Annotated in this window: 18 protein-coding genes and 3 pseudogenes; 14 read left to right on the forward strand and 7 right to left on the reverse strand. The window is 66.2% G+C overall.

Annotated features, from left to right (window positions below; all coding sequences use genetic code 11):
- Nucleotides 1–126 precede the first annotated feature (126 nt).
- On the forward strand, nt 127–1,305 hold the full coding sequence (locus NGR01S_RS02390; protein ID WP_063034520.1) for a serine hydrolase domain-containing protein: 1,179 nt from the start codon (nt 127–129) through the stop codon (nt 1,303–1,305).
- Between the two features lie 203 nt (nt 1,306–1,508).
- Here the strand turns inward: NGR01S_RS02390 and NGR01S_RS02395 are convergent, their stop codons facing one another.
- A complete protein-coding gene (locus NGR01S_RS02395) occupies nt 1,509–2,834 on the reverse strand; it encodes a family 1 glycosylhydrolase (RefSeq protein WP_063034521.1) in 1,326 nt (441 codons plus the stop codon).
- A gap of 452 nt (nt 2,835–3,286) precedes the next feature.
- A complete protein-coding gene (locus tag NGR01S_RS02400; RefSeq protein ID WP_063034522.1) occupies nt 3,287–4,528 on the reverse strand; it encodes an epoxide hydrolase family protein in 1,242 nt (413 codons plus the stop codon).
- Between the two features lie 83 nt (nt 4,529–4,611).
- Here NGR01S_RS02400 and NGR01S_RS02405 point away from each other — a divergent pair, with 83 nt between their 5' ends.
- Entirely contained in the window at nt 4,612–5,049 is a 438-nt protein-coding gene (locus NGR01S_RS02405; RefSeq protein ID WP_063034523.1) for a MarR family winged helix-turn-helix transcriptional regulator, read from the forward strand.
- Nucleotides 5,050–5,455: 406 nt separating this feature from the next.
- The gene (locus NGR01S_RS33070; protein ID WP_373861385.1) at nt 5,456–5,911 is read left to right on the forward strand and encodes a hypothetical protein; all 456 of its coding nucleotides are present in this window, start codon (nt 5,456–5,458) and stop codon (nt 5,909–5,911) included.
- Between the two features lie 40 nt (nt 5,912–5,951).
- On the opposite strand, the gene NGR01S_RS02415 is transcribed toward NGR01S_RS33070, so the two are convergent.
- The 3 genes from NGR01S_RS02415 to NGR01S_RS02425 form a co-directional block, all read right to left on the reverse strand.
- Entirely contained in the window at nt 5,952–6,815 is an 864-nt protein-coding gene (locus NGR01S_RS02415) for a protein kinase family protein (RefSeq protein WP_169811852.1), read from the reverse strand.
- Between the two features lie 125 nt (nt 6,816–6,940).
- Nucleotides 6,941–7,267: a hypothetical protein gene (locus NGR01S_RS02420; protein WP_063034526.1), complete on the reverse strand. Its 327-nt coding sequence runs from the start codon at nt 7,265–7,267 to the stop codon at nt 6,941–6,943.
- Between the two features lie 226 nt (nt 7,268–7,493).
- Nucleotides 7,494–7,874 carry a helix-turn-helix domain-containing protein gene (locus NGR01S_RS02425; RefSeq protein ID WP_157107083.1) on the reverse strand — a complete coding sequence of 127 codons (381 nt, stop codon included), beginning with the start codon at nt 7,872–7,874 and terminating at the stop codon, nt 7,494–7,496.
- A 281-nt stretch (nt 7,875–8,155) separates the two neighbouring features.
- Here NGR01S_RS02425 and NGR01S_RS02430 point away from each other — a divergent pair, with 281 nt between their 5' ends.
- The 5 genes and pseudogenes from NGR01S_RS02430 to NGR01S_RS02450 all read left to right on the forward strand — a co-directional run bounded on the left by NGR01S_RS02430 (nt 8,156) and on the right by NGR01S_RS02450 (nt 11,999).
- A complete protein-coding gene (locus NGR01S_RS02430; RefSeq protein ID WP_063034528.1) occupies nt 8,156–8,644 on the forward strand; it encodes a GNAT family N-acetyltransferase in 489 nt (162 codons plus the stop codon).
- A gap of 159 nt (nt 8,645–8,803) precedes the next feature.
- Nucleotides 8,804–9,187, forward strand: a pseudogene (locus NGR01S_RS32970) (Tn3 family transposase); the annotation flags it as partial.
- Nucleotides 9,188–9,463: 276 nt separating this feature from the next.
- Nucleotides 9,464–9,748: a hypothetical protein gene (locus NGR01S_RS02440; protein ID WP_063034530.1), complete on the forward strand. Its 285-nt coding sequence runs from the start codon at nt 9,464–9,466 to the stop codon at nt 9,746–9,748.
- Nucleotides 9,745–10,377, forward strand: coding sequence for a helix-turn-helix domain-containing protein (locus tag NGR01S_RS02445; RefSeq protein ID WP_063034531.1), 633 nt, complete (start codon nt 9,745–9,747; stop codon nt 10,375–10,377). Before NGR01S_RS02440 ends, NGR01S_RS02445 begins: the two co-directional genes overlap by 4 nt.
- Before the next feature lie 2 nt (nt 10,378–10,379).
- On the forward strand, nt 10,380–11,999 hold the full coding sequence (locus NGR01S_RS02450) for a pyruvate, phosphate dikinase (protein WP_063034532.1): 1,620 nt from the start codon (nt 10,380–10,382) through the stop codon (nt 11,997–11,999).
- A gap of 169 nt (nt 12,000–12,168) precedes the next feature.
- Here NGR01S_RS02450 and NGR01S_RS02455 read toward each other — a convergent pair whose 3' ends face one another.
- Nucleotides 12,169–12,669, reverse strand: a complete 501-nt coding sequence (locus tag NGR01S_RS02455) for a hypothetical protein (RefSeq protein WP_063034533.1) — start codon at nt 12,667–12,669, stop codon at nt 12,169–12,171.
- An 842-nt stretch (nt 12,670–13,511) separates the two neighbouring features.
- On the opposite strand from NGR01S_RS02455, the gene vph reads away from it, so the two are divergent.
- The 4 genes and pseudogenes from vph (at nt 13,512) to NGR01S_RS02480 (ending at nt 17,192) form a co-directional block, all read left to right on the forward strand.
- Nucleotides 13,512–14,366, forward strand: coding sequence for a viomycin phosphotransferase (vph, locus tag NGR01S_RS02460; protein ID WP_281179704.1), 855 nt, complete (start codon nt 13,512–13,514; stop codon nt 14,364–14,366).
- A 210-nt stretch (nt 14,367–14,576) separates the two neighbouring features.
- Nucleotides 14,577–16,116, forward strand: a pseudogene (locus NGR01S_RS32975) (Tn3 family transposase); the annotation flags it as partial.
- A gap of 2 nt (nt 16,117–16,118) precedes the next feature.
- Nucleotides 16,119–16,783 (forward strand): annotated as a pseudogene (locus tag NGR01S_RS02475) (SulP family inorganic anion transporter); the annotation flags it as partial.
- Between the two features lies 1 nt (nt 16,784).
- On the forward strand, nt 16,785–17,192 hold the full coding sequence (locus tag NGR01S_RS02480; RefSeq protein ID WP_063034537.1) for a MerR family transcriptional regulator: 408 nt from the start codon (nt 16,785–16,787) through the stop codon (nt 17,190–17,192).
- Between the two features lie 49 nt (nt 17,193–17,241).
- Here the strand turns inward: NGR01S_RS02480 and NGR01S_RS02485 are convergent, their stop codons facing one another.
- Nucleotides 17,242–18,639 (reverse strand): MFS transporter, encoded by a 1,398-nt coding sequence (locus tag NGR01S_RS02485; protein WP_245664401.1) that lies wholly within the window; start codon nt 18,637–18,639, stop codon nt 17,242–17,244.
- 67 nt (nt 18,640–18,706) lie between these two features.
- On the opposite strand from NGR01S_RS02485, the gene NGR01S_RS02490 reads away from it, so the two are divergent.
- Together NGR01S_RS02490 and NGR01S_RS32215 are read left to right on the forward strand one after the other, a co-directional pair.
- Nucleotides 18,707–19,345 carry a TetR/AcrR family transcriptional regulator gene (locus tag NGR01S_RS02490; protein WP_245664402.1) on the forward strand — a complete coding sequence of 213 codons (639 nt, stop codon included), beginning with the start codon at nt 18,707–18,709 and terminating at the stop codon, nt 19,343–19,345.
- Between the two features lie 104 nt (nt 19,346–19,449).
- Nucleotides 19,450–19,701: a hypothetical protein gene (locus NGR01S_RS32215; protein WP_245664403.1), complete on the forward strand. Its 252-nt coding sequence runs from the start codon at nt 19,450–19,452 to the stop codon at nt 19,699–19,701.
- Nucleotides 19,702–19,993 lie beyond the last annotated feature (292 nt).

Consider the following 19,993-nt stretch of genomic DNA (forward strand, 5'->3'; position numbering starts at 1 on the left):
TGCCCCCGGCGGTGTCGGTTGGGTCGAGGATGGTCCCACCCTGTCCGCATGCGGGGGTAAACCCCCTATCCGGATTTCAGGGTGACGCCGGATGTGGCCCGTTGGGGACGAAACTAGCGTTCGGTCATGACTTCGACTGTGCGAATGCGCCTCGCCGTGGCGTTCGGTGCCGTTACGCTGCTCGCAGTGGGGGTGGTCACCGCGTGTGCCGAGCCGGCCGACCCCTTCTCCGAAGAGCAGTTGCTTCGGGACGCCGAGGCGATCCACGCCCTCGGTGTGAGCGGTGTGCAAGCCCGCATGATCGGGCCTGATGGTCGGCAGGCGGTCGCCACCAGCGGCACCACCGACTTGACCACCGGCCGCCCGGTCTCTCCCGACGGCTACTTCCGTATGGCCAGCACATCGAAGACACTCGTCGCCACCGTGATTCTCCAACTGGCGGCCGAGGCCACGCTGTCCCTGAATGACACGGTCGACCACTGGCTGCCGCAAGTGGTGCAGGGTCACGGCCACGACGGCAACCGCATCACGATCCGCCACCTGCTTCAGCACACCAGCGGAATCCGCGATGACCTGCCCGGATATACCACGCCGGACGAGTACTACCAGCAGCGCCACGAGGTCCACAGCCCCGAGCGGCTGGTGGCCCGCGCGATGGCCCATGCACCGGTTTTCCCGCCCGGAGAGGGCTGGGAATATTCCAACACCGGCTATATTCTGCTCGATATGATCATCCAGCAGGCCACCGGTCGGCCCGCCCACCAGGAGATCGAAGACCGCATCGTGGTCCCTCTCGGCCTCGACCGGACTCTGTGGATGGGCGCCTCACCTACCCTGCCCTCACCGCACGCGCGGGCCTACCAGTACTTCGGCCCCGGTTCCGTAGTGGATGTCACCGACCAGATACCAGTGGACCAGAACCTTTCGTGGGTCACGACCACCCAGGACGAGAATGAATTCTTCCGCGCGTTACTCGGTGGCCGCCTGCTACCACCACAGCAACTGGCCGAGATGAAGCAGACCGTCCCCGTGAGCAGGGAGGTCCAACATATGTGGCCCGGCGGTCGATACGGGCTCGGCCTGGTTCAACGACCTCTGAGTTGCGGAGGAACCTACTGGAGTCACGAGGGTGGGGACGGCGGCTACATCACCCTCAACGGCGTAACCGACGACGGCCGGCGAAGCGCCGTAGTTGCCATGTCCGGGGCACGCGGCGACACCCCGGAGCACATCCTGGACCAGGAGAACGCGGCCAGCGCCCTGATCGACCACGCACTGTGCGTCGGATCCCGCAGCATCCCGTGAGCGGGACTCGGCCATACCGCAATCGAGATCATTCCGGCCGGCCGGGGTGGCCGGCGGTGATCGCGTTTGCGGTCTCGCGCTGGCGCTCGCTGGGCACCGACGCGCCCGAACCGGTCGCGAAGCCGGACGGCACCGCGGCGCGTCCAGTCGAGGTCGACTGACCAATCCGGTGAGGTTCGGCCGATCAGGTGACCGTTCGCGGATCAGCGCGGCACGGTGACCTGATCGGTGCAGCTGGTGATTCCGTCCACGATCGAACAGGTGGCCGGTGCCCGGGTCGGCCGGTAATCGCCAGGGACTCCGCCGCGCCGGGTGATGGCCGTATAGGCGGCCACGGCGCCGGTGGGCCGGCGGATCAGGCCGGGGTCGCCGAGGACGTCGACGGTGTACAGCCCGAACCTCGGTGTGTAGGAACCCCATTCGTAGTTGTCGGTGAGACTCCAGTAGTTGTAGCCCATGACGTTCATGCCGTCGGCCACCGCGCGCTGTATCCAGTACACGGTGTCGCGTAGCAGGTCGTCGCGGCGGTAGCCGTCCGCCCGCGGGCGCCCGTTCTCGGTAGGCATCCCGTTTTCCACGATGTAGAGGGGTTTGCCCGGAAATCGCCGCGCGTAGTGGTCGAGCGCGTAGTAGATACCCTCGGATTGCAGCGACAGTGTCCACATCTTGCTGGGGTCGGGCACCCGGGTGAAGACGTCGACGGGGGAGAACCCGTAGTAGTAGTCGATGCCGATGTAGTCCAGTTTTGCGCCGACCCGGCTGATGAACGCACCGTTCACGGCGTCTTCGGCGGTGGGGATATAGGCGGCGTTGCTGCTCACCATCGCCCCCGGCTGTACTCGGTGGATGTGGTCGTAGATCGCGTTGTGGGCGTCGGCCAACCGGTCCTGCACCGCCGGGATATCCGGGACGCCGATCCCGCCGTGGCGTACCTCGTTCATGAGGTATGTGGCGGGTTCGTTGAAGGTGATCCACAGCGGTTCGTCCCGGGCGTACCGGTCGACCACCCGGCGGGCGTTGGTGAGCCAGTCCTCGACCATTCCGGCGCGCCGCCACCCACCCCGATCGGCCTGCCAGCCTGGATAGACCCAATGGTCCAGGGTGAGCATGGCGCGCATACCCGCGGCGCGAATGGCCTGGACGACCTCGTCGTAGAACCGGAAACCGTCCTCGTTCCATTCGCCCGGACGCGGTTGTACCCGGGCCCATTCGATCCCGATCCGGTAGACACGCACCCCGAGTTGCGCGGCCAGTGCGATATCGGACCGGTAGCGCGAGTAGAAGTCGACCGAGTCGAGATACAGGTCCTCGGTTTTTCCGGCCGCGATATAGCGGGTCCAGTTGCTGTCCGGCGCATGCCCTTCGGACTGGAATCCCGAGGAGGCGACACCCCACAGGAAATCGTCACCCAGTGGGGCGACCTCGACCGGGGGAGTGGGGCGCGCGCCGGCCGATCCCGTTCCCAGGACGACGGCGCCGGCAGCAACCGCGCTGGTGGTCAGAAATAAGCGACGGTTCACCGGACCCATCGGATCGGTCTCCTGTCCTCTGTTCGTCTCCGTCTCGCGGCGTTCGCACCAGAGTAGCGGCGCGGCATCGGATCCGGGCCGTACCGTATGTATCCCGCCGCCGTGGCCGGATGTAGTGCAGTGCGGGAGTCGGGAGGTGGCCGGGCCCGTATCTCCCCGGAAGGCGTGTGTGCGGTGGTCACCGAACGGATCGGGTCTCGGTGGCGCACTCCAGCTTCTGGAACCGAGAACTGTTCTCCGATGCTTCGCCCGCACCTGCCTACAGCCACAAATCGCAAGAATTGTCGGTATCTAGATATGCGCATTAAAACATCTATCGCACCATCCCAAACCGAACCTCGGTGGGGAGCCCCGCAATGAGGGGGAGGATCTGGCCTTACGTTGGCACCTGCGCCGAATCCGTGCACTCCCACCGAACCGGCGGGGCTCGAGTGGATTCCGGCGGCCGCGGGTCAGCGGCGTCCCCGGAAGGTGCGGCGTAGATCGCTGACCCATTCGTCCGGGATCTCCCAGGGAATGAAGTGGCCTCCGTGGTCGTGGACGGTGAGGTTGACGTGGTTGTACCACTCGGCGCGGTCACTGGCACGGAAGTGTTCGACGCGTTGCGCGGTGCCCACGCCGGGCGGGTTCTCGTAGCCGACGAACGTGATCCCGGTGGGGGCCTGCACGACAGGGCGGCGGTCGTGGGAAGGCGTCCAGGGGTAGCGGTTGTGGTTGGCGTAGAGCCGTATCGAGGTGCCGATGGTGTTGGTGGCCCAGTAGATCGTGGCGTGCGTGAGCAGGTCGTCCCTACTGAATACGGTCTCGATGTCGCCGCCGTTGTCGCTCCATTTGCACCAGCGTTCCAGGATCCATGCCAGCATGCCCGCCGGGGAATCGGACAGGCCGTGAGCGAGGGTGCTGGGGGCCAGGAGGTGGGCGGCAAGATGGACGGCGAAACGGCTGTCCAGCTCCACGATTCGGGCGCGTATCTCGTCGGAGATGTCGTCGGGGATCGGTATCCCGCCGCTGAAGTCCCAGGCGCGATCGCCGTTGAAGAGAGTGAGTTTCAGCCCGGATCCGATGTGGAGGGCATACAACTCGTCGGCGTACTTGTGGCCGAGCTGGGCGGTGACCAGCGCACCGACGTCGCAGCCGGCGGCCCCGTATTTCTCGTGGCCCAGGACCTCGGTCATGAGTGTGTGCCAGAGATCGGCGACCTTCCAGAAGTTCATATCCGGGCGGTTGGTCAGCGGGCTGGAGAACCCGATACCGGGAAACGAGGGCATGATCACCTCGAACGCCTCGGCCGGATCGCCGCCGTGCGCCGCCGGATCTGCCAGGAGGTCGGCGACCTTGGACCAGTGCCAGAACGTCCAGGGCCAGCCGTGTGTCAGGAGTAGCGGTGTCGGATTCGGCCCGACGCCGGGCCTGCGCATGAAATGTACGGGCACCTCCTCGATTTCGACCCGGTAGTGCCGGTAGTTGTTGATCTCGGCTTCGGCTGCGCGCCAGTCGTATCCGTCACGCCAGTAGTCGACGAGTTCTAGGAGGTAGCCACGAGGCACGCCGTAATACCAGTCGTCGTTGCCGGCATCGTCGGGTAGACGGGTGAGATTCAGGCGCTGCCGCAGGTCGGTGAGCACCCTGTCGGGGACGTGAATCTTCGTCGGTGTGAGGGGGAACGGCCGGGTACCGGGGGTGCTGTCGTTCATCTGGCCTCCTACGCCGTGTGGCCCAGCTTTGCATAAGCAGTGTATTTAAGCAACTTATATAAATTTCGGATATAGTCCCTGGGATGGACGATTCGGACGCTTTCGACGTGGGCGCTTTCGCGGCGGCAATCGAGGATTTCAACCGCGTCTACATCCGCATCCCGGTCCGGGAGAAGCTGCCGTTCACCACGCTGTCGGTGCTCGACACCCTGGCGCACGGCGGCCCGGCGCGGCTGACCGATCTGACCCGGACCGAACAGATGACGCAGCCGGGCGTCACGCAACTCATCGCGCGCCTGGAGCGTGACGGGCTGGTATTGCGCCGCCGTGACCCCGGTGATGGCCGGGCCGTGATCGTGCACCTCACCGAGGCGGGTCGGCAGGTGCGGCAAACCCGCCACGACGACCGTGTGCGGTACCTGGCTCCGATGATCTCCGCGCTGAGCCCCGCGGACAGCCGGGCACTCGCCGCCGCATTGCCCGCCCTCACCCGGCTCGCCCGGCTGGAGCGGGAGCACTGACACATGGGCCTTGTTCTCCGTCCCACCCTCGCTCTCATGTCTGCCGCGGGCCCGGTGTGCGCCGGGGGATGGTCCGGCCCGGTCTCGGTCGCGATGGGCAGGGGAGTGGTAGCTACGCAACCCCGACGGTGCCTCAACTCATCGACGATAACCGATTGTGGGGGTAGCCCATCCTAAATGTAGAGCCGTCGGTACGGACAGGGACCGACACGATCAGTTCGACCCTCAGAAATAACAATATGAATACGGAGATATGCGCATCTATATATGTTAAATCTTGCTCATCGATCACCACCTCTCACATCGCGAAGAACAACAAAGAACCAGGGGAGGTGATCGCGGGCCGGCGTCGCGATGGCACCAGACTGGTTTCGCCATCCAGGTGGTAACGGTGCGCAACTTGGGCATGTTCCTGACCGACCCGCTGGACGTCCCGTTCGAGCTGGTCGGGTATTTGGCTGAGCAGCTCGGGATCGAAGATCCATGCCGTCGCGGTGCACGACCCGCGGTGTGGCGACCTGGACCAGCAGCAGGTCGAGTAGATCTGCTCGCAGCCGGACGCGGCGAGCGCGTCGTGTTGAGCTTGGGGGTTCTGTTCGGTGGTGGATACACGCCCGTAGCCGATTCTCACGCCCGGCGACGTATCGCAAACCCCCGACAGGTTGACATTGATGCGTACACGGCAACCGTTACAAACCCCACCAGCGGAGACCCGCTGGACCACTGTCGATGTTTGAAGTCGACTGCGCTGATGTTCGAAGTCGTATGCAACGGGGTGAGAGGCGACACGAAAGTGTCAGTAGCAGGCGACGGGTTCTCCCTGACTCCGCGCTCTGAACTGCGGAATCGGCTGCGTTGTTGAACTGTCTGCGGCGCGGCCCGTGCCTTTCCGGCGGTTGGGGTCAGGGGGGTAGAACTTTGACATCGGCGGGTATATGGCCCAGTTCTCGTACTTTCTCGAGTCGGGCCAATGCGCCGTCGATGGCGTTGGGATGTATGTTTCCCGCGTCTTCGAGTGCTGCACGTAAGCGGTCGGTATCGGCGTTGTGTAGGGCGTCCAGGACTTCTGGATCGAGTTGTTGGCCTTTGTGGGCGGTGACGAAGTCGGAGTCGATCTCGATCTCGAGGGGCTTGCGGGCCATGGGGAAGGATCGGCCGTGGTCGATGGCGACGAGGTCGAGGTGGTCACCGCGGTCGACGGTGCGGTAGTTCCCGGGGTGGCGGTCCATCGAGCCGATGATGTAGTCGAGGACGGCGACTTGTTGTTGCTGGATCTTGGGGTAGGCGGTGACTGGTCTGGATGCTGTGGAGTCGACGAATTGCTGGATCATGCCGGGGCCGGTGGGGTTCCCGTCGGGGCCTGTGATGCCGTCGGTTCGTGCGGTTGGGGGGATACGGCCGAATCCTAGGATCTCGTCGACCCGGTACGCGGCGATCTCCCTGCTGGTGAGGGAACCGGGTGCGTGGATGAATGGGAGGCCGGCGTCGTATTTCTCGCCGTGGATGGGTTTGTAGACGTTGAGCTCGCCGTCGGTGGACCGCATTTTGCGCACTTCCGTGGAACTGCGTGCGACAGCCTCGCGCATATCCCCGGTGAACTCGACATCGGTGGTCAACCGTCGCGCTGCCATTGCCGACTCGGTATTGCTGGGGCGGTAGTTCGGATTGCGTGTTGGTGTCGGCACCTGCATCGGGTGCGGTTGACGCACTGTACGGGTTTCTTCGAGCAGATGTTGCGCACCGCGCGCGTTGGCGTTGTTCAGCACTTGGGCACCGTCGCTCGCGGTACTGCTGGTGCGGCGATAGCTGCTCGACACCGAGCGGGTACCCAGGTCCAGCGTTCTGGTCAACCGGCGCACGATGTTGATGAGAACTGGGGTGACGCTGTCTCTCATGGTCGTGGTTGTTGTGGCAGACCAGGTGGCTGGTGTGGGCTTTCGTCCACGACGCGGTAGTAGCTCATGGCAGGCAGGTCCAGCAGGGCGCGAAGAAACCGCGCGCCTTGTGCCGGCCGGATCCGGTCGAGGGGGTTATAGACCTTGATACCTCGCTCGTGCCATTGCTCGGCCACGAGGCAACCATCAGGATCGGTGACCGTGAGCGCAACCGCCCCGTCGGCGGCCAACCGGAACTCGGCAACTTTTCGTGATTCCGGAAATCCGATGTCGTAGATCGCGACCACAGTGGTCGGCGCCATGTTCGACACGATCACCTCCACGGCGAGGTTATGGGTTCCCCCGTGAAGGGCGGATACCTGAGCTCGGGCCTGAACCGATCGGCGTCAGGTTCAGAGTTTGCTCTTGCGATGCTATACGCACGCAAATTCAGCAGTGATCGACATATGTCCAGGTGGGGTGTACCCCAACACCACGCCCATGAGCTCGCATGAATTGCGTCAGATTAGGGTATCTATCCGAATTTCTTGACACATGTCCGGTAGGTTCTTAAAGTCCATTCTTACATTTGGCCTGGCGGCAGATCACCGCCACCGGCCGCCGCTCCCTGCTCATGTACCGCGCCCGCAACACTGTGCGCACGATCGCCTCCACATCATCAGGCAACCGCTCACCACCCCGGCCGCCGCTGGACTTGCCCGGGAGCAGATCCGACGCCAAACCCGCCCCGGCCCGCCAGCGCTTCACCAGCTCGTATACCTGGCGGCGCTTCAACCCCAACCGAGCAGCGGCCTGGTCCGCACAGGTCACACTGATCCGGTCCCTCTCGGCCAGACGCCCGATCACCTCCGCCCGGTCGACGGCCACCCGCCATCGATCCCTGTCCGCAGCGACCACGCCGCGTTCCACCACCACCGAATCGTCGACCATTGACCGAATCTCCACCGCCGTGCACACGAAGTACGAGCCGGATGCACGGTAGTGCACACCAGTACACGACACGCCGATGTTCGAAGTCCCGCGCACACGACCCCGAACCGGCAGGTCACTCGTGCAGTCAACTTCGAAAATCCACAACCACAGGGTGTCTCACGAACGATCGTTCAAGAGACACACACGACGCAACTCTGCACCACGGGTACGCGCCGGATCTCTATCGACCTGAGCGAAATTCGATACCGGCGTCGGCTCCGCCGGGTCATGATGGCGGTATGGACCCGCACCACGTCACGCTGAGGAAGATGACGCCCGCGCAGTTCCGTGCGGCGACCACACATCGTGAAATCGAGTCGGTCCGCGAACTCGCCAAGTTCATGTCCGAGAACTCGGCGCGCGAGAAAGTCCGAGCGGGTGCCGAACTCTATCTCCCGGACGGTCCCGACACCCAGGGCCATCAGCTACTGGTCGCGCAGAACACCGTGGGACAGACCGTCGGTGACCTCTGGATCGGTCCCGACCCACGCGAGGCGACCAGCACCGGCCGTTCGGCCTGGTTGTACGACATCTACGTATTCAAGCCCTTCCGCCGGCTCGGATACGGATCCGCCATCCTCGACGCCGCGGAACGACTCGTCACCGAACAAGGCACGACCCGGCTGGGCTTGAACGTCGTCGGCGACAACACCGCGGCCATCGCGCTCTACCGCAGCCGCGGCTACACGGTGTCCTCGATGTACCTGGACAAAACCCTCCCCCCTTAGCACTGATCCACTTTCCGACGTAACCGGTGATGCCGACCGAAATGACACACGCCAGCGCGCGACCAGCGCATTCTCGAACCTGTGGGTTTCCGCACCGCTTCGACTCCGGCGACCCTCCATCGGTGCGCCACCCGACAACGCGAAATCACCGCCACCACCACCTACGGCACCAAGGTGATAGTCACCACCCGCCGCGAAGCCCACTACGTCCTGGACGAACTCCTGGGCAACGCCACCGATCTGCCGATCACCGAACACGCCACCGACACCCACGGGGTCACCCTGGTGAACTTCGTGCTGTTCGATCTGCTCGGCATGCAGCTGTCCCCACGCATCCGGGACCTGGGCAAGATCACCCTCTATCGTCCGGCGCCGCGCGCCGACGCCGAGGCGCGGTTCCCGCACGCGGGACCGCTGCTGACCCGCAAGCTGAACCTGGACCTGATCGCCGAGCACTACGACGACCTGCTGCGGTTGGCCGGATCGCTGAAGTTCGGGCACGCCACCGCATCCCTGCTGGTCGGCAAGCTCTCGGCCGCAGGAGGCGCCGGGTGGGTCGGCCCGGCATGTGCTGGCTCGTCGCGTGGTGAATTCGTCGTGGGCGGTGCGCCGCGTTGCCCCGGCAGTGACACTGTGTTCGGCGACCAGGGCGGATGTCCGGAAGGTGGTGCAGGCGTGCTGTGCGATCCACAACCCGCGCCGCGACACGCCGCGATTATCAAATTAGAAATTGTGAGTTCTTTCGATTGCTGATGACGGAATCCGCGGCTCGTCAACCGCACATTGACGATGACGGGGCCGTCAACTTACAGTTGACGAATGGATCGTCAACTGCCGCTACGCACGGTTATCGCTGCGATCGAGCATGCCTATCCCGGCGACTCCCCGAGCCGGCTGTTCGAAGCGGCGTCGATCGGGGCGGACTGGTTACAGGTGAACCGCCTGCTCGACTATTTCGTGGGCCGACCGCGGCAAGCAGGCCTGTACTGGGCCGAGATCGGCGCCCACCTCGGTGTTTCCCGGCAAGCGGCGCAGCAGCGGTTCGCCACACGTATCGGGAGGCGAACCGCAACCGCCGGGCCGGCGCACGGAGCCCGATCATGATGTCACCGATATCGCCAGGTCCGGACGACACCGGCCGACTCGTGCTGCATTCCCTGCGCTGTATCGGTCATGCCGGCGTCGCCCGGTTGGCGGAAGCGACCGGGACACCAGAATCTGCGGCCGAAGCGGATCTGATCGTCTTGGCCGCGGAGGGGCTTGTTACCTATCCGAGCGGTGATTTCGGAGGGTGGGGTCTCACCGACGCCGGGCGCGCGCTGAACGCGGAACAGATCGCCGACGAACTGGACACTGCGCAGGCGGGTACCGCCGTCACCGCAGCGTACCACCGCTTTCTCACGCTCAACCCTGAAGTGCTCGACCTGTGTACGGCATGGCAGCTGCGATCCGTCGACGGGATCGTGACCGCGAACGACCACACCGATCCCGGGTACGACACCCGCATTCTCGATCGTCTGTCCGACGTGGACCTGCGCGCGCAAACCATCTGCACCCACCTGTCGGCGGCACTGCCCAGATTCCGGCGATATCGCCTCCGCCTCGCCGGCGCGCTCGGGCGCGTCCGGGCGGGCGACCCGGATTACGTGGCGACCGACACCGCGTCTTATCACACGGTGTGGTTCCAGCTGCATGAAGATCTCCTGGTGACCCTGGGCATCCCGAGATTCTGACCATGCGATACATCCACCCGCTCGCCGCGGCGACCGACCAGCCGGTGGACGTCCTGGGCGCCAAGGCATACGGGCTCATCGAGTTGCGCCGTCTGGGTCTCCCCGTCCCCGCCGGCTTCGTCGTCGGCACTGAGGTCTGCCGTGCCTTCCTGCGTGACGGGCACTTCCCCGGCGGCTTCACCGCACAGCTCGCCGCGGCCCTCACCGACCTCGAAGCCGCGACTCATCGCAGGCTCGGCGACTCCGAGAAGCCGCTGATGGTGTCCGTCCGCTCCGGTGCGGCGGTGTCGATGCCCGGCATGATGGACACCGTGCTCAACCTCGGGCTCACCGCCGGGGCCGCACGCGGATTGGCCGCCGAGACCGGCGATTCCCGCTTCGCCCTGGTCACCCGGCTGCGGTTCTTGTCCGGCTTCGCGTCCGTTGCCGGCGGTGCGGTCGCCACGAACCCCGACGTGGCCGCGGTGCTCCAGCAGGACGCCGCCGAGGGGAACACAGCCCTCCACCACGCGATCCGAGCTGCCGAGGACGTCATCACACAGCACGCCGGGCCGCAGGTCCTGCACAGTCCGTTCCAGCAGTTGGAGCTTGCGATCGCCGCGGTCTGCCGCTCGTGGGACACACCGCGTGCGCGTACATTCCGCGCGATCCACGACCTGCCGCCCGACCGCGGGACTGCGGTGACCGTGCAGGCGATGGTGTACGGGAATCGCGACGAGCACAGCGGCACCGGTGTCGCGTTCAGCCGTAACCCCAATACCGGCGAACCCGTGCCTTTTGGTGACGTTCTGTTCGGCGCTCAGGGCGACGACGTCGTATCCGGGCGATCGCCGACGCTGCCGCTGCACGAACTGGCCGGGCGGGAACCGGCCGTGTGGTCTCGCCTCGTGGCGGCGCTGGCCCGGATCGAAGCACACTTCCGCGACTCCTGCTGCCTCGAATTCACCTTCGAAGCCGGCGAATTCTGGCTCCTGCAGGTCCATCGCGGCAAAATGGCCGCTGCCGCGGCTGTCCGTACCGCGGTGGACCTCACCGACGAAGGACTCATCGGATCCCGGGAGGCGCTGTTGCGCGTCACCCCGCAACAGCTTCGGCACGCCCGCATCCCGCGTTTGGTCCTCGACGGCCCGCACGACGTTCTCGCCCGGGGGTTGGGCGCCTGCCCGGGTGTCGCGGTCGGTCGCATAGCGACGACCTCCGACGCGGCGGTCCGCATGGCCGCCGCCGGTCCGGTCATTCTGGTGCGGCCCGATACGTCCCCACTCGATATGCACGGCCTCTCGGCCGCCACCGGAGTCCTCACCAGCCGCGGCGGGCCCGCCTGCCATGCCGCCGTCGTCGCCCGGGCCATGGGCAAACCCGCCGTTGTGCGAGTGACCGATCTGTCGGTGGACGCCACGTCGATACGAACACCGGGGAACACCTTCCCCGAAGGCACCCTGATCGCCATCGACGGGACCACCGGTGCGGTCACTGCCGGAAACCCGCGTATCCACACCCCCACCACCGAACCCCACCTGCGTCGGTTACTCGAATGGGCCGACCGGATCTCCGGCGACCACACGCCCCGTGAGGACACCGACCGCCTCGCCGCCGCGCGCTCCGTTCTCCTCGGCCGGTGAGCCGGCCGCCGCCCGGCTACGACGAACACCGCGCTCCATGAAATCGATTACCTGCCGGTTCCACCGCGGCCGTATACGAGTACGGGGTCCGGTGAACCAACCAGTTCACCGGACCCCGCCCGGCCGGCCCCGGTCAGCGGGCGATCGCCCGGCCGGAGACCCGGCTCCGTCAGAACTGGCGCATCTGCTGACGAATCTGGTGGAACTGCAGCTCCCACTGCATGGCGCGATCCTGGGAGCGGCTGGACTGATCTTCGGCCTGCTGCGCGAGCTGGGCGGCCTGGTCCGACTGGTCCTGGGCCGACTGGCAGCGCTGGGCGGCCTGGTTGGCCTCGCTCTGGGCCTGCTGGGCCTGGGCCTGGGCCCGGTCGGCCTCGCTCAGCGCCTGCTGCGCCTGGTTCTGCGCCTGGATCGCCTGCTGGCGGGCCTGCTGCGCCTGGTTGTTGGCCTGGTTGGCCTGGTTCTGCGCGATCTGCGACTGGTGCTGGACCTGGCGGGCCTGCTGTTGCACCTGCCGGGCTATGTTCTGTGCCTGCTGCGCGTACTGCCGCGCGTTCTGGCATTCCTGCCGGATCTCATCCAGGCCCATGCGCAGCATGTCCAGGCTCTGGATTTCCTGCTGACTGCTGCCGTTGCTGGAACGGGTGGCAGTGCTGGTTTCTTGCGCCATCTGAGCATCCTTCCAAAGGGGGTGTTTGAAACGGACTGACTCGTGGAGCGCTCATATCCTCGCACAGTCGGGCACGGGACCAGAGCCCACGTTCGGAGAAAAATTGGCGAGAAAGCCCAGCTCGGACGGTATATCGCGGTTATCGGACGCGACCCCCGTGTGACCCCGGCCGATAACCGCGCCCGCGACATCGGTAGATGCCATACCGAGACCTCTCCGTCACCGGAACCGGGGCCGTTGTCCGAGTCCGGGGTGCGGCCGGCCGACGGCCACTCCCACGGAACAGACCAGTCCCATTGGTGCAGCGGCGCGGTCCATCGGCGCCTGCCGATCGTATCGAAGATCCGTTCGGGTGCTTGCCTTATGCTCGCGCCTGCGTCCTCGGATCGACGCTACGGAACTCCACCAGGCCAGCTCACCCTGACGGTGAACGGCCCGTTTTCTGCGTCCATGGGGTTTTGTTCGAAGATGCCTTCGTAGCAGGGGCTGGTCATAAATGCTCAGCTACTCCTGCGTTTCGACGACGCGGGCAGGATCCTGGGTCCGCCGTTATCAGCGATTTCGTATAGACCTTCGACCTCGCGGAAGACAGTCTCTCCCTCATCACGGAAATGCGGTTGCGCGCATTTGACCGCCAGACGAGGCTCTGTTTGTTCGACGGCGCGAAGGTGGGCGGGTCGCTAGAGCAGTTCGTTCTCGGCGGTTGCATGTGTCCGAGGTTTCGGCCTTCATTCCCGGACAGTGTCTCTGCTGAGCTCTGGAATGCTGGTGACTGCGATTCGTGTCATCAACGTGTGAAGCTGAACCAAACTGTGGCGAGAGTGGGTTGTGTCGTGGAGACGGTGATTGGACAGCATCGGGCTGTGTTGAGCAAGTTGCTGCCGGATGCCGGACGGGGGGATTTCACTGTCCATGAGGGGCAGTTCCATTTGGTGGTGGTCGGCCCGGATCGTGTCGTGTGTCTGCCTCGCACCGAGGCGGCGGCGGTACGGCTGCCGCGGCGAGCGGCTGTTTTGCGTGTCATGGCCGGATTCGACCTGGGTTTCCGTGTGCCGGTTCCGCTGGAGGATGGCGGCGCGGACGGCATCAGTGAGCAGCCGTTCCTGGTGTTGAGCCGTGTTCCTGGAGCTCCGTTGGCCGCTGAGGTACTCGACGACCCGCAAGTGGCCGATGTGGTCGCAGGCCAGTACGTCGGACTGCTGGCCGATCTGGCCAGAGCCGGCAGCGACGATAGGATACGGGCGGCCCTACCGGCTCTGGAAGACCGGTGGCCGCGGTTCGCGGCCGATGTCCGCGCCGAGCTGTTCGAGCTCATGTCCGCCGGTGGGCGTCGGCGTGCCGAACAGGAACTCGTCGCCATCGAAGCCCTTCCTCACCTCACTGCGGCGGTGGTGCATGGTGACCTCGGGCCCGAGAACGTGTTGTGGGAGAACATCGACGGGCTCCCGCGCTTGAGCGGGGTGGTCGACTGGGACGAGGTCTGTCTCGGTGACCCCGCCGAGGACCTTGCAGCCCTCGGAGCCGGCTACGGCGATTCCCTGTTGCGGAGGGTGCTCACACTCGGTGGTTGGGCGGATCACGAAACGACCGCCCGTATCACCGCGATCGCCGGAACCTTCGCCCTGCAGCAGGCCCTCGCCGCCTACCGCGACGGTGACGAAGCGGAATTGGCGGACGGTCTGACGGTCTACCGCTGAATCGGGTCACCGTAGTGCCGCGAAATCGGCACCATCGGGCCCCACAAAGGACGCTCGGTCAACCGACGGCTCGAGCCTCGGGCGGGAGCCAGTCCGTGAGACCGGTGACCCTGGTAAGGCAGGGTTCTCGTGTTCGGGGTGCGGAGTCGGGTGGTTGGTGCTTGGCTTGGCTGCCGATGAGGTTGATCGGTGTGCTGGAGGTCGGGGTTCGTGGCGACGAGGGTGTTCGCGGAGATCAGCCGGGAGGAGTTGTTCCGGTATTTCACGCTGCCCCCGGCTGATCTGGCGTTCGTGGATCCGGGCCGTGGCCGGGGCCCGGCGGATCGGTTGGGGCTGGCGGTCGCGTTGTGCACGCTGTCGTGGCTGGGGTTCGTGCCGGACCGGTTGACGACGGCGCCGCCGGTGGCGGTGGCCCGGCTCGCCGAGCAGCTTCGGGTGGATCCGGTGGAGATCGGTTCGTATGGCAGGCGCGCCAAGATATGTCGGTGCTGCCTGCCGAGCGGCGCCGGCTCCTGGCCACGATGGGCCGCCGTCTGACGCCGCAGGCCCTGCAACGTCGTGACCCGCAGCGCCGGTATCCGATTCTGTTGACGGTGCTGGCGCAGTCGGGCACTGATGTGTTCGATGAGGTGGTGGCGCTGTTCGATCAGGCGATCTCGGCGAAGTTCGGGCAGGCGGAGCGGCGCATGCAGCAGCAGTTGGCCGAACGCGGAAATCCGGTGAGGATCGGCAAGCGCTGTTGGACGAGCTGCTGGCTATCGTCTGCGATCCGCAGATCGGCGACGAGGAGATCGGTGGTCTGATTCGGGGCGATGCGATCGGGTGGGAGCGGTTGCGGGCGGCGATGGCGCAGGCCAGACCCCGTCTGCCGCGTGATCACGGGCATCTGGCCGCGCTGGATTTGTCATACAACTATCTGCGGCAGTTCACTCCGGCGGTGTTGTCGGTGGTGCGGTTCGCCGGCGGGACTGCGGCGAGGGAGTTGCTGATCGCGGTGGACATGCTGCGCGAGTTGAACGCGACCGGCCGCCGGAAGGTGTTCGACGAGGCGCCGGCGGGGTTCGTGCCGACGAAGTGGCGTGGCTATCTCGAGGAGGCCCGGAAGTCTGGCAGTGTCACCGCATATCGGCACTACTGGGAGTTGTGTGTGCTGCTGGGGCTGCGCGATGGGCTGCGCAGTGGAGACGTGTACGTGGCGGGCTCGCGCCGCTACGCCGATCCGGCCGCGTACCTGCTCGACCCGCAGCAATGGGCGCCGCAGCGCGTCGAGTTCTGCCGCCTGGTCGGCAAACCCGCCGATCCCGGCGCGGCGTTGGCCGCGGTGACCGACGAGCTGTGTAAGGCGGTCGGTGAGCTGGAGGCGGTGCTGGCCGGCGGGGACGGCCCGGTGCGTGTGGATGAGGGCGGGGATCTGGTGATCTCGCCGTTGACCGCTGAAGATGTGCCCGCGGAGGCGGTCTCGCTCAAGGCCGAGTTGACCGAGATGCTGCCGTTCGCGCCGATCGTGTCGCTGCTGATCGAGCTGGACAAACGCACCGGCTACCTGGACTGCTTCACTCACGCCTCGGGCAAACAGGCCCGCACCCCGGAGCTCAAACGCAACCTCATCGCGGTACTGCTGGCGTATTCGACGAACCTGGGGCTGACCCGGATGGCGGAGGCGTGCGGCATCTCCTACGACATCCTCGCGTGGACGGCGGAATGGTATGTGCGGGAAGAGACACTGCGTGCGGCGAATCTGGCGATCATCGTTGCGCCATGATCGGCCAGACCATGATCAACGTGAAATCCTCCGGCGCCCGCACCCGCATCTCGACCTTCCTGGCCGGAGCATCCTGCTGATCCTGGTCGTCGGCCTCGGCGATGTCGTCGCGTTGATCCCGATGGCGGCGCTGGTCGCGGTCATGATCATGGTCTCGGTGGGCACGATGGACTGGCATTCGATCGCACCGAAGATCCTGCGCCGCATGCCGATCGCCGAAACCACGGTCATGGCGGTCACTGTCGCTGTCACGGTCGCGACGCACAATCTGGCCTACGGCGTGATCGCCGGTGTGCTGACCGCGATGGTCGCCTTCGCCCACCGCGTCGCGCATTTCACCGAGGTGGACAAGGTCTCCGAGTCCGACACCGACCACGACGGCGCGATCGACACCCGCGTCTACACGGTCCGCGGCGAGCTGTTCTTCGCCTCCAGCAACGACCTGGTCTACCAGTTCGACTACACCGGCGATCCGGCCAATATCGTAATCGACATGTCGGATGCACACATCTGGGACGCCTCGACCGTGGCGACTCTCGACGCGATCACCACCAAATATGCCGCCAAGGGCAAGACGGTGGAGATCATCGGCCTCAACCTGGCCTCCGAAGCCCGCCACGACCGGTTGTCCGGGCACCTGGTCGGCGGACACTGACATGGGCGCCGACACAAGCGGTTACCTGCAGATCGGGCAGGTCGCCGAGCGCACCGAGCTCTCGCTCAAGTCGATCCGGCACTGGGACGAGGTCGGGCTGGTGCAGCCCTCGGCCCGCTCGGCAGGCGGGTTCCGGCTCTACACCGAGGCAGATGTCGCCCGGATGCTGGTGATCCGCCGCATGAAACCGCTCGGGTTCACGCTCGCGGAGATGAAACAGTTGCTCGACGCGATCGACGTCCTCGACGACGCCTCGGCCGATCCTGGCGCGCGGGCGGCGGCGCAGGCGGATCTGCTCGCGTTCCGCGACAAGGCCGCCGACAGCGCGGACCGTCTCCGCCGGCATCTGGCCTATGCCGAGGAGTTCACCGGATTGCTCACCACACGCGCCTCGGAATCCCCGGCTTGATCCGACTCCTCGCCGGGCGGACGGCCGGTACTACGGGGTGGGCGCTCGTTCATCGCCGGTCGCGGTGGGCAGGTAGCCCCACCGCGATCCCCGCGACGGCGATCATGGCCGCAGCGATCAGCCAGAAGGCCCGGTCGTAGCCGACGGCCGAGCCCGCCGTTGCCGTGACCAGTGCCCCCAGCCCCAAGGATGCGCCGACTTGCTTGGTGGTGTTCATCAGCCCCGATGCCGCGCCGGCATCGGGGAGGGGTACTCCAGCGGTGACGGCGGCGGTGAGCGGGGTGTTCATCAGCCCCGCGCCGATGCTGAACACGATGGCGGGACCGAAGATGCCGGTCAGGTAGGTGCTGTCTGGGCCGAGCTGGGCTTGCCAGCCGAAACCGACGGCGGCCAGCAGCGCCCCGGCGGCAATGAGCACACGGGCATCGACCCGGCGCATCAGCCACGGGGTCACCTGCGTGCCGACCGCAATGGTGACCAGCGTGTGCGGCAGGAACGCCAGCCCCGTCTGTATCGGGGTGTAGCCCAGCACGTTCTGCATCGACAAGGTCAGAAAGAACCACATCGGATTCAGGCACGCACCGGCCAGCAACATCGCGACATTACCGACCGCCACCGACCGGATCCGCAACAACGACAACGGAATCAGCGGCACCCGCACCCATCGCGTCTCAGCGATGACGAACGCGGTCACCAGCCCCACCCCGATCGCGAGCGCCGACACGGTCACCGGTGCGGACCATCCGCGCGCCGCGGCCTCGCCGAACCCGTAGGCGATCGCGGCGAGCCCGCACGTCACCAGCACCGCCCCCATCACATCCAGGCGGGCCCGCGAGCGAGGTGGGGAGTCCGCGGCGATGACACCGGCTGCGACCACGAGCACGAGCACACCGACGGGCAGGTTGATCAGCAGGGTAGCCCGCCACGACGCGAGTTCGGCGAGGACACCGCCGAGCAGATTGCCCGCCGTCCCACCGGCCAAGCCGAGCGCGGTCCACACCGCCAAGGCCTTCGTCCGCCTCGGCCCCTCCGCGAAGCTCGTGGTCAGAATCGTCAGCGTCGCCGGCGCCAGCACCGCCGCCCCCACCCCTTGGACAGCACGGGCGCCGATCAACCAGCCCGGCGTCGCCGCCAGCCCGCCGACCACACTCGCGACGGTGAACACCAGCAGCCCGGCGAGGAAGACCCGCTTGCGGCCGAACACATCGGCCAGGCGTCCACCGACCAGCAGCAGGCCCGCGAACACCAGCGCATAGGCGTTGACCACCCACGCGAGCCCGGAGTCGCTGAACCCCAGCGAGGATCGCATCGACGGCAACGCCACGTTCACCACCGAGACGTCGAGCACCACCATGAACTGCGCCGCACACACCACCGCCAGCAGCGCGCCCGCCCGCGCCGGGGCCACCACGGTCTTCTCACCTGTGCCGAACCGCTGCACGCTCACCTCCAAATATTGATACATTTGTATCCGATACATCTGTATCACTGACTTCGTAGTGATGCCGAGAGAGGTGACCGTGCCCCGAACCGTGGACCACGCCCAACGCCGCGCCCAGCTCGCCGACGCCGTAGTGGCCGTCGCCGCCCGCGCGGGACTGCACGCGGCCACCATCCGCGCCGTGGCCGCCGAGGCCGGGGTTTCACTGCGATTCGTGCAGTACTACTTCCCGACCAAAGCCGAACTGCTCGTCGGCACCCTCAACCACCTGGAAACCCTCAGCCACCTCCGCTGGAACCGACGCCTGGCCGATCTGCCCGATCCGCCCCCGGCCCGCGCGCTGATCGAGGCCTTTTGCGCCGAAGCCCTGCCCACCGACCCCGCCAGCCGCGCCTTCCACCTCGTCGCCACCTCCTATGCGGTGCTGGCCATGACCGACCCCGACCTGGCCCAGCACCCCTTCGTCGCAGGCATCGACCGGCTCGAACACCAACTCGCCCAAGCACTCGCACGCGCACAGGCCCACCGGGAGATCCCCGGCGACCTCGACGTCACGACCGAGGCGATCCGGCTGGTCATGCTCACCCACGGTCTGGGCACCAGCGTGCTGACCGGCCAGCACAGCCCCGAGGCCGCCCTTGCCGTGCTGACCGACCACCTCGACCGACTCTTCGACACCACCACTGGGCCCAACTCTCCGTACCCCGGATAACGGGCTGTTATCCGAAGTATCATCGGATCCGGCCTGCGGCGATCCCGCCGCGACGGCGACACGAAGCGACCCTGTTATCCGGGGCAAGGCGGAGAGGTGGGCCGATGTCGGCGACCGTGACCCGGATCCACACCGCCGCGCCCCGCACTCTGCGCGGATCCGCCGAGGCGTTCCTGGACACCCTCGGGTCCGGCAACACCCGCCGCGCCTACGGCATCGCGATCGTCAAGACCGTCGACCAACTCGACGCCTGCGACGGACTGCCCGGCTCCGGTCGTGGCCTGGACTCGGTCTCCGACGACGAGATCGGCGCGGCTCTTGAATCTCTCTGGGGCCAAGCGGCGGTCAACACCTAAAACGCGCGCCGCGCCGCAGTCGCGAAATGGCTGGCCTGGTGCCGTGAGCAAGGCTGGAACGCACCAGCAATCCCGACTTCGGCCGCGCGATCGACCCCGCCGGACTCCGAGACACCGGTGCGCTCGCGGACCGCGATCGACCGGCTCATCTCCCGCCGTGACATCCACCTGCGCGAGAAGACGCTGTGGCGGATGCTGTATGAAACCTGCGCCCGCGCAGAGGAACTGCTTCAAATCAACATCGAGGACCTCGACCTGGCGGGCCGGTGCGCCCGCGTGAAATCCAAAGGCG

This window comes from Nocardia grenadensis NBRC 108939, from assembly GCF_001613445.1.
Lineage (GTDB): Bacteria > Actinomycetota > Actinomycetes > Mycobacteriales > Mycobacteriaceae > Nocardia > Nocardia grenadensis.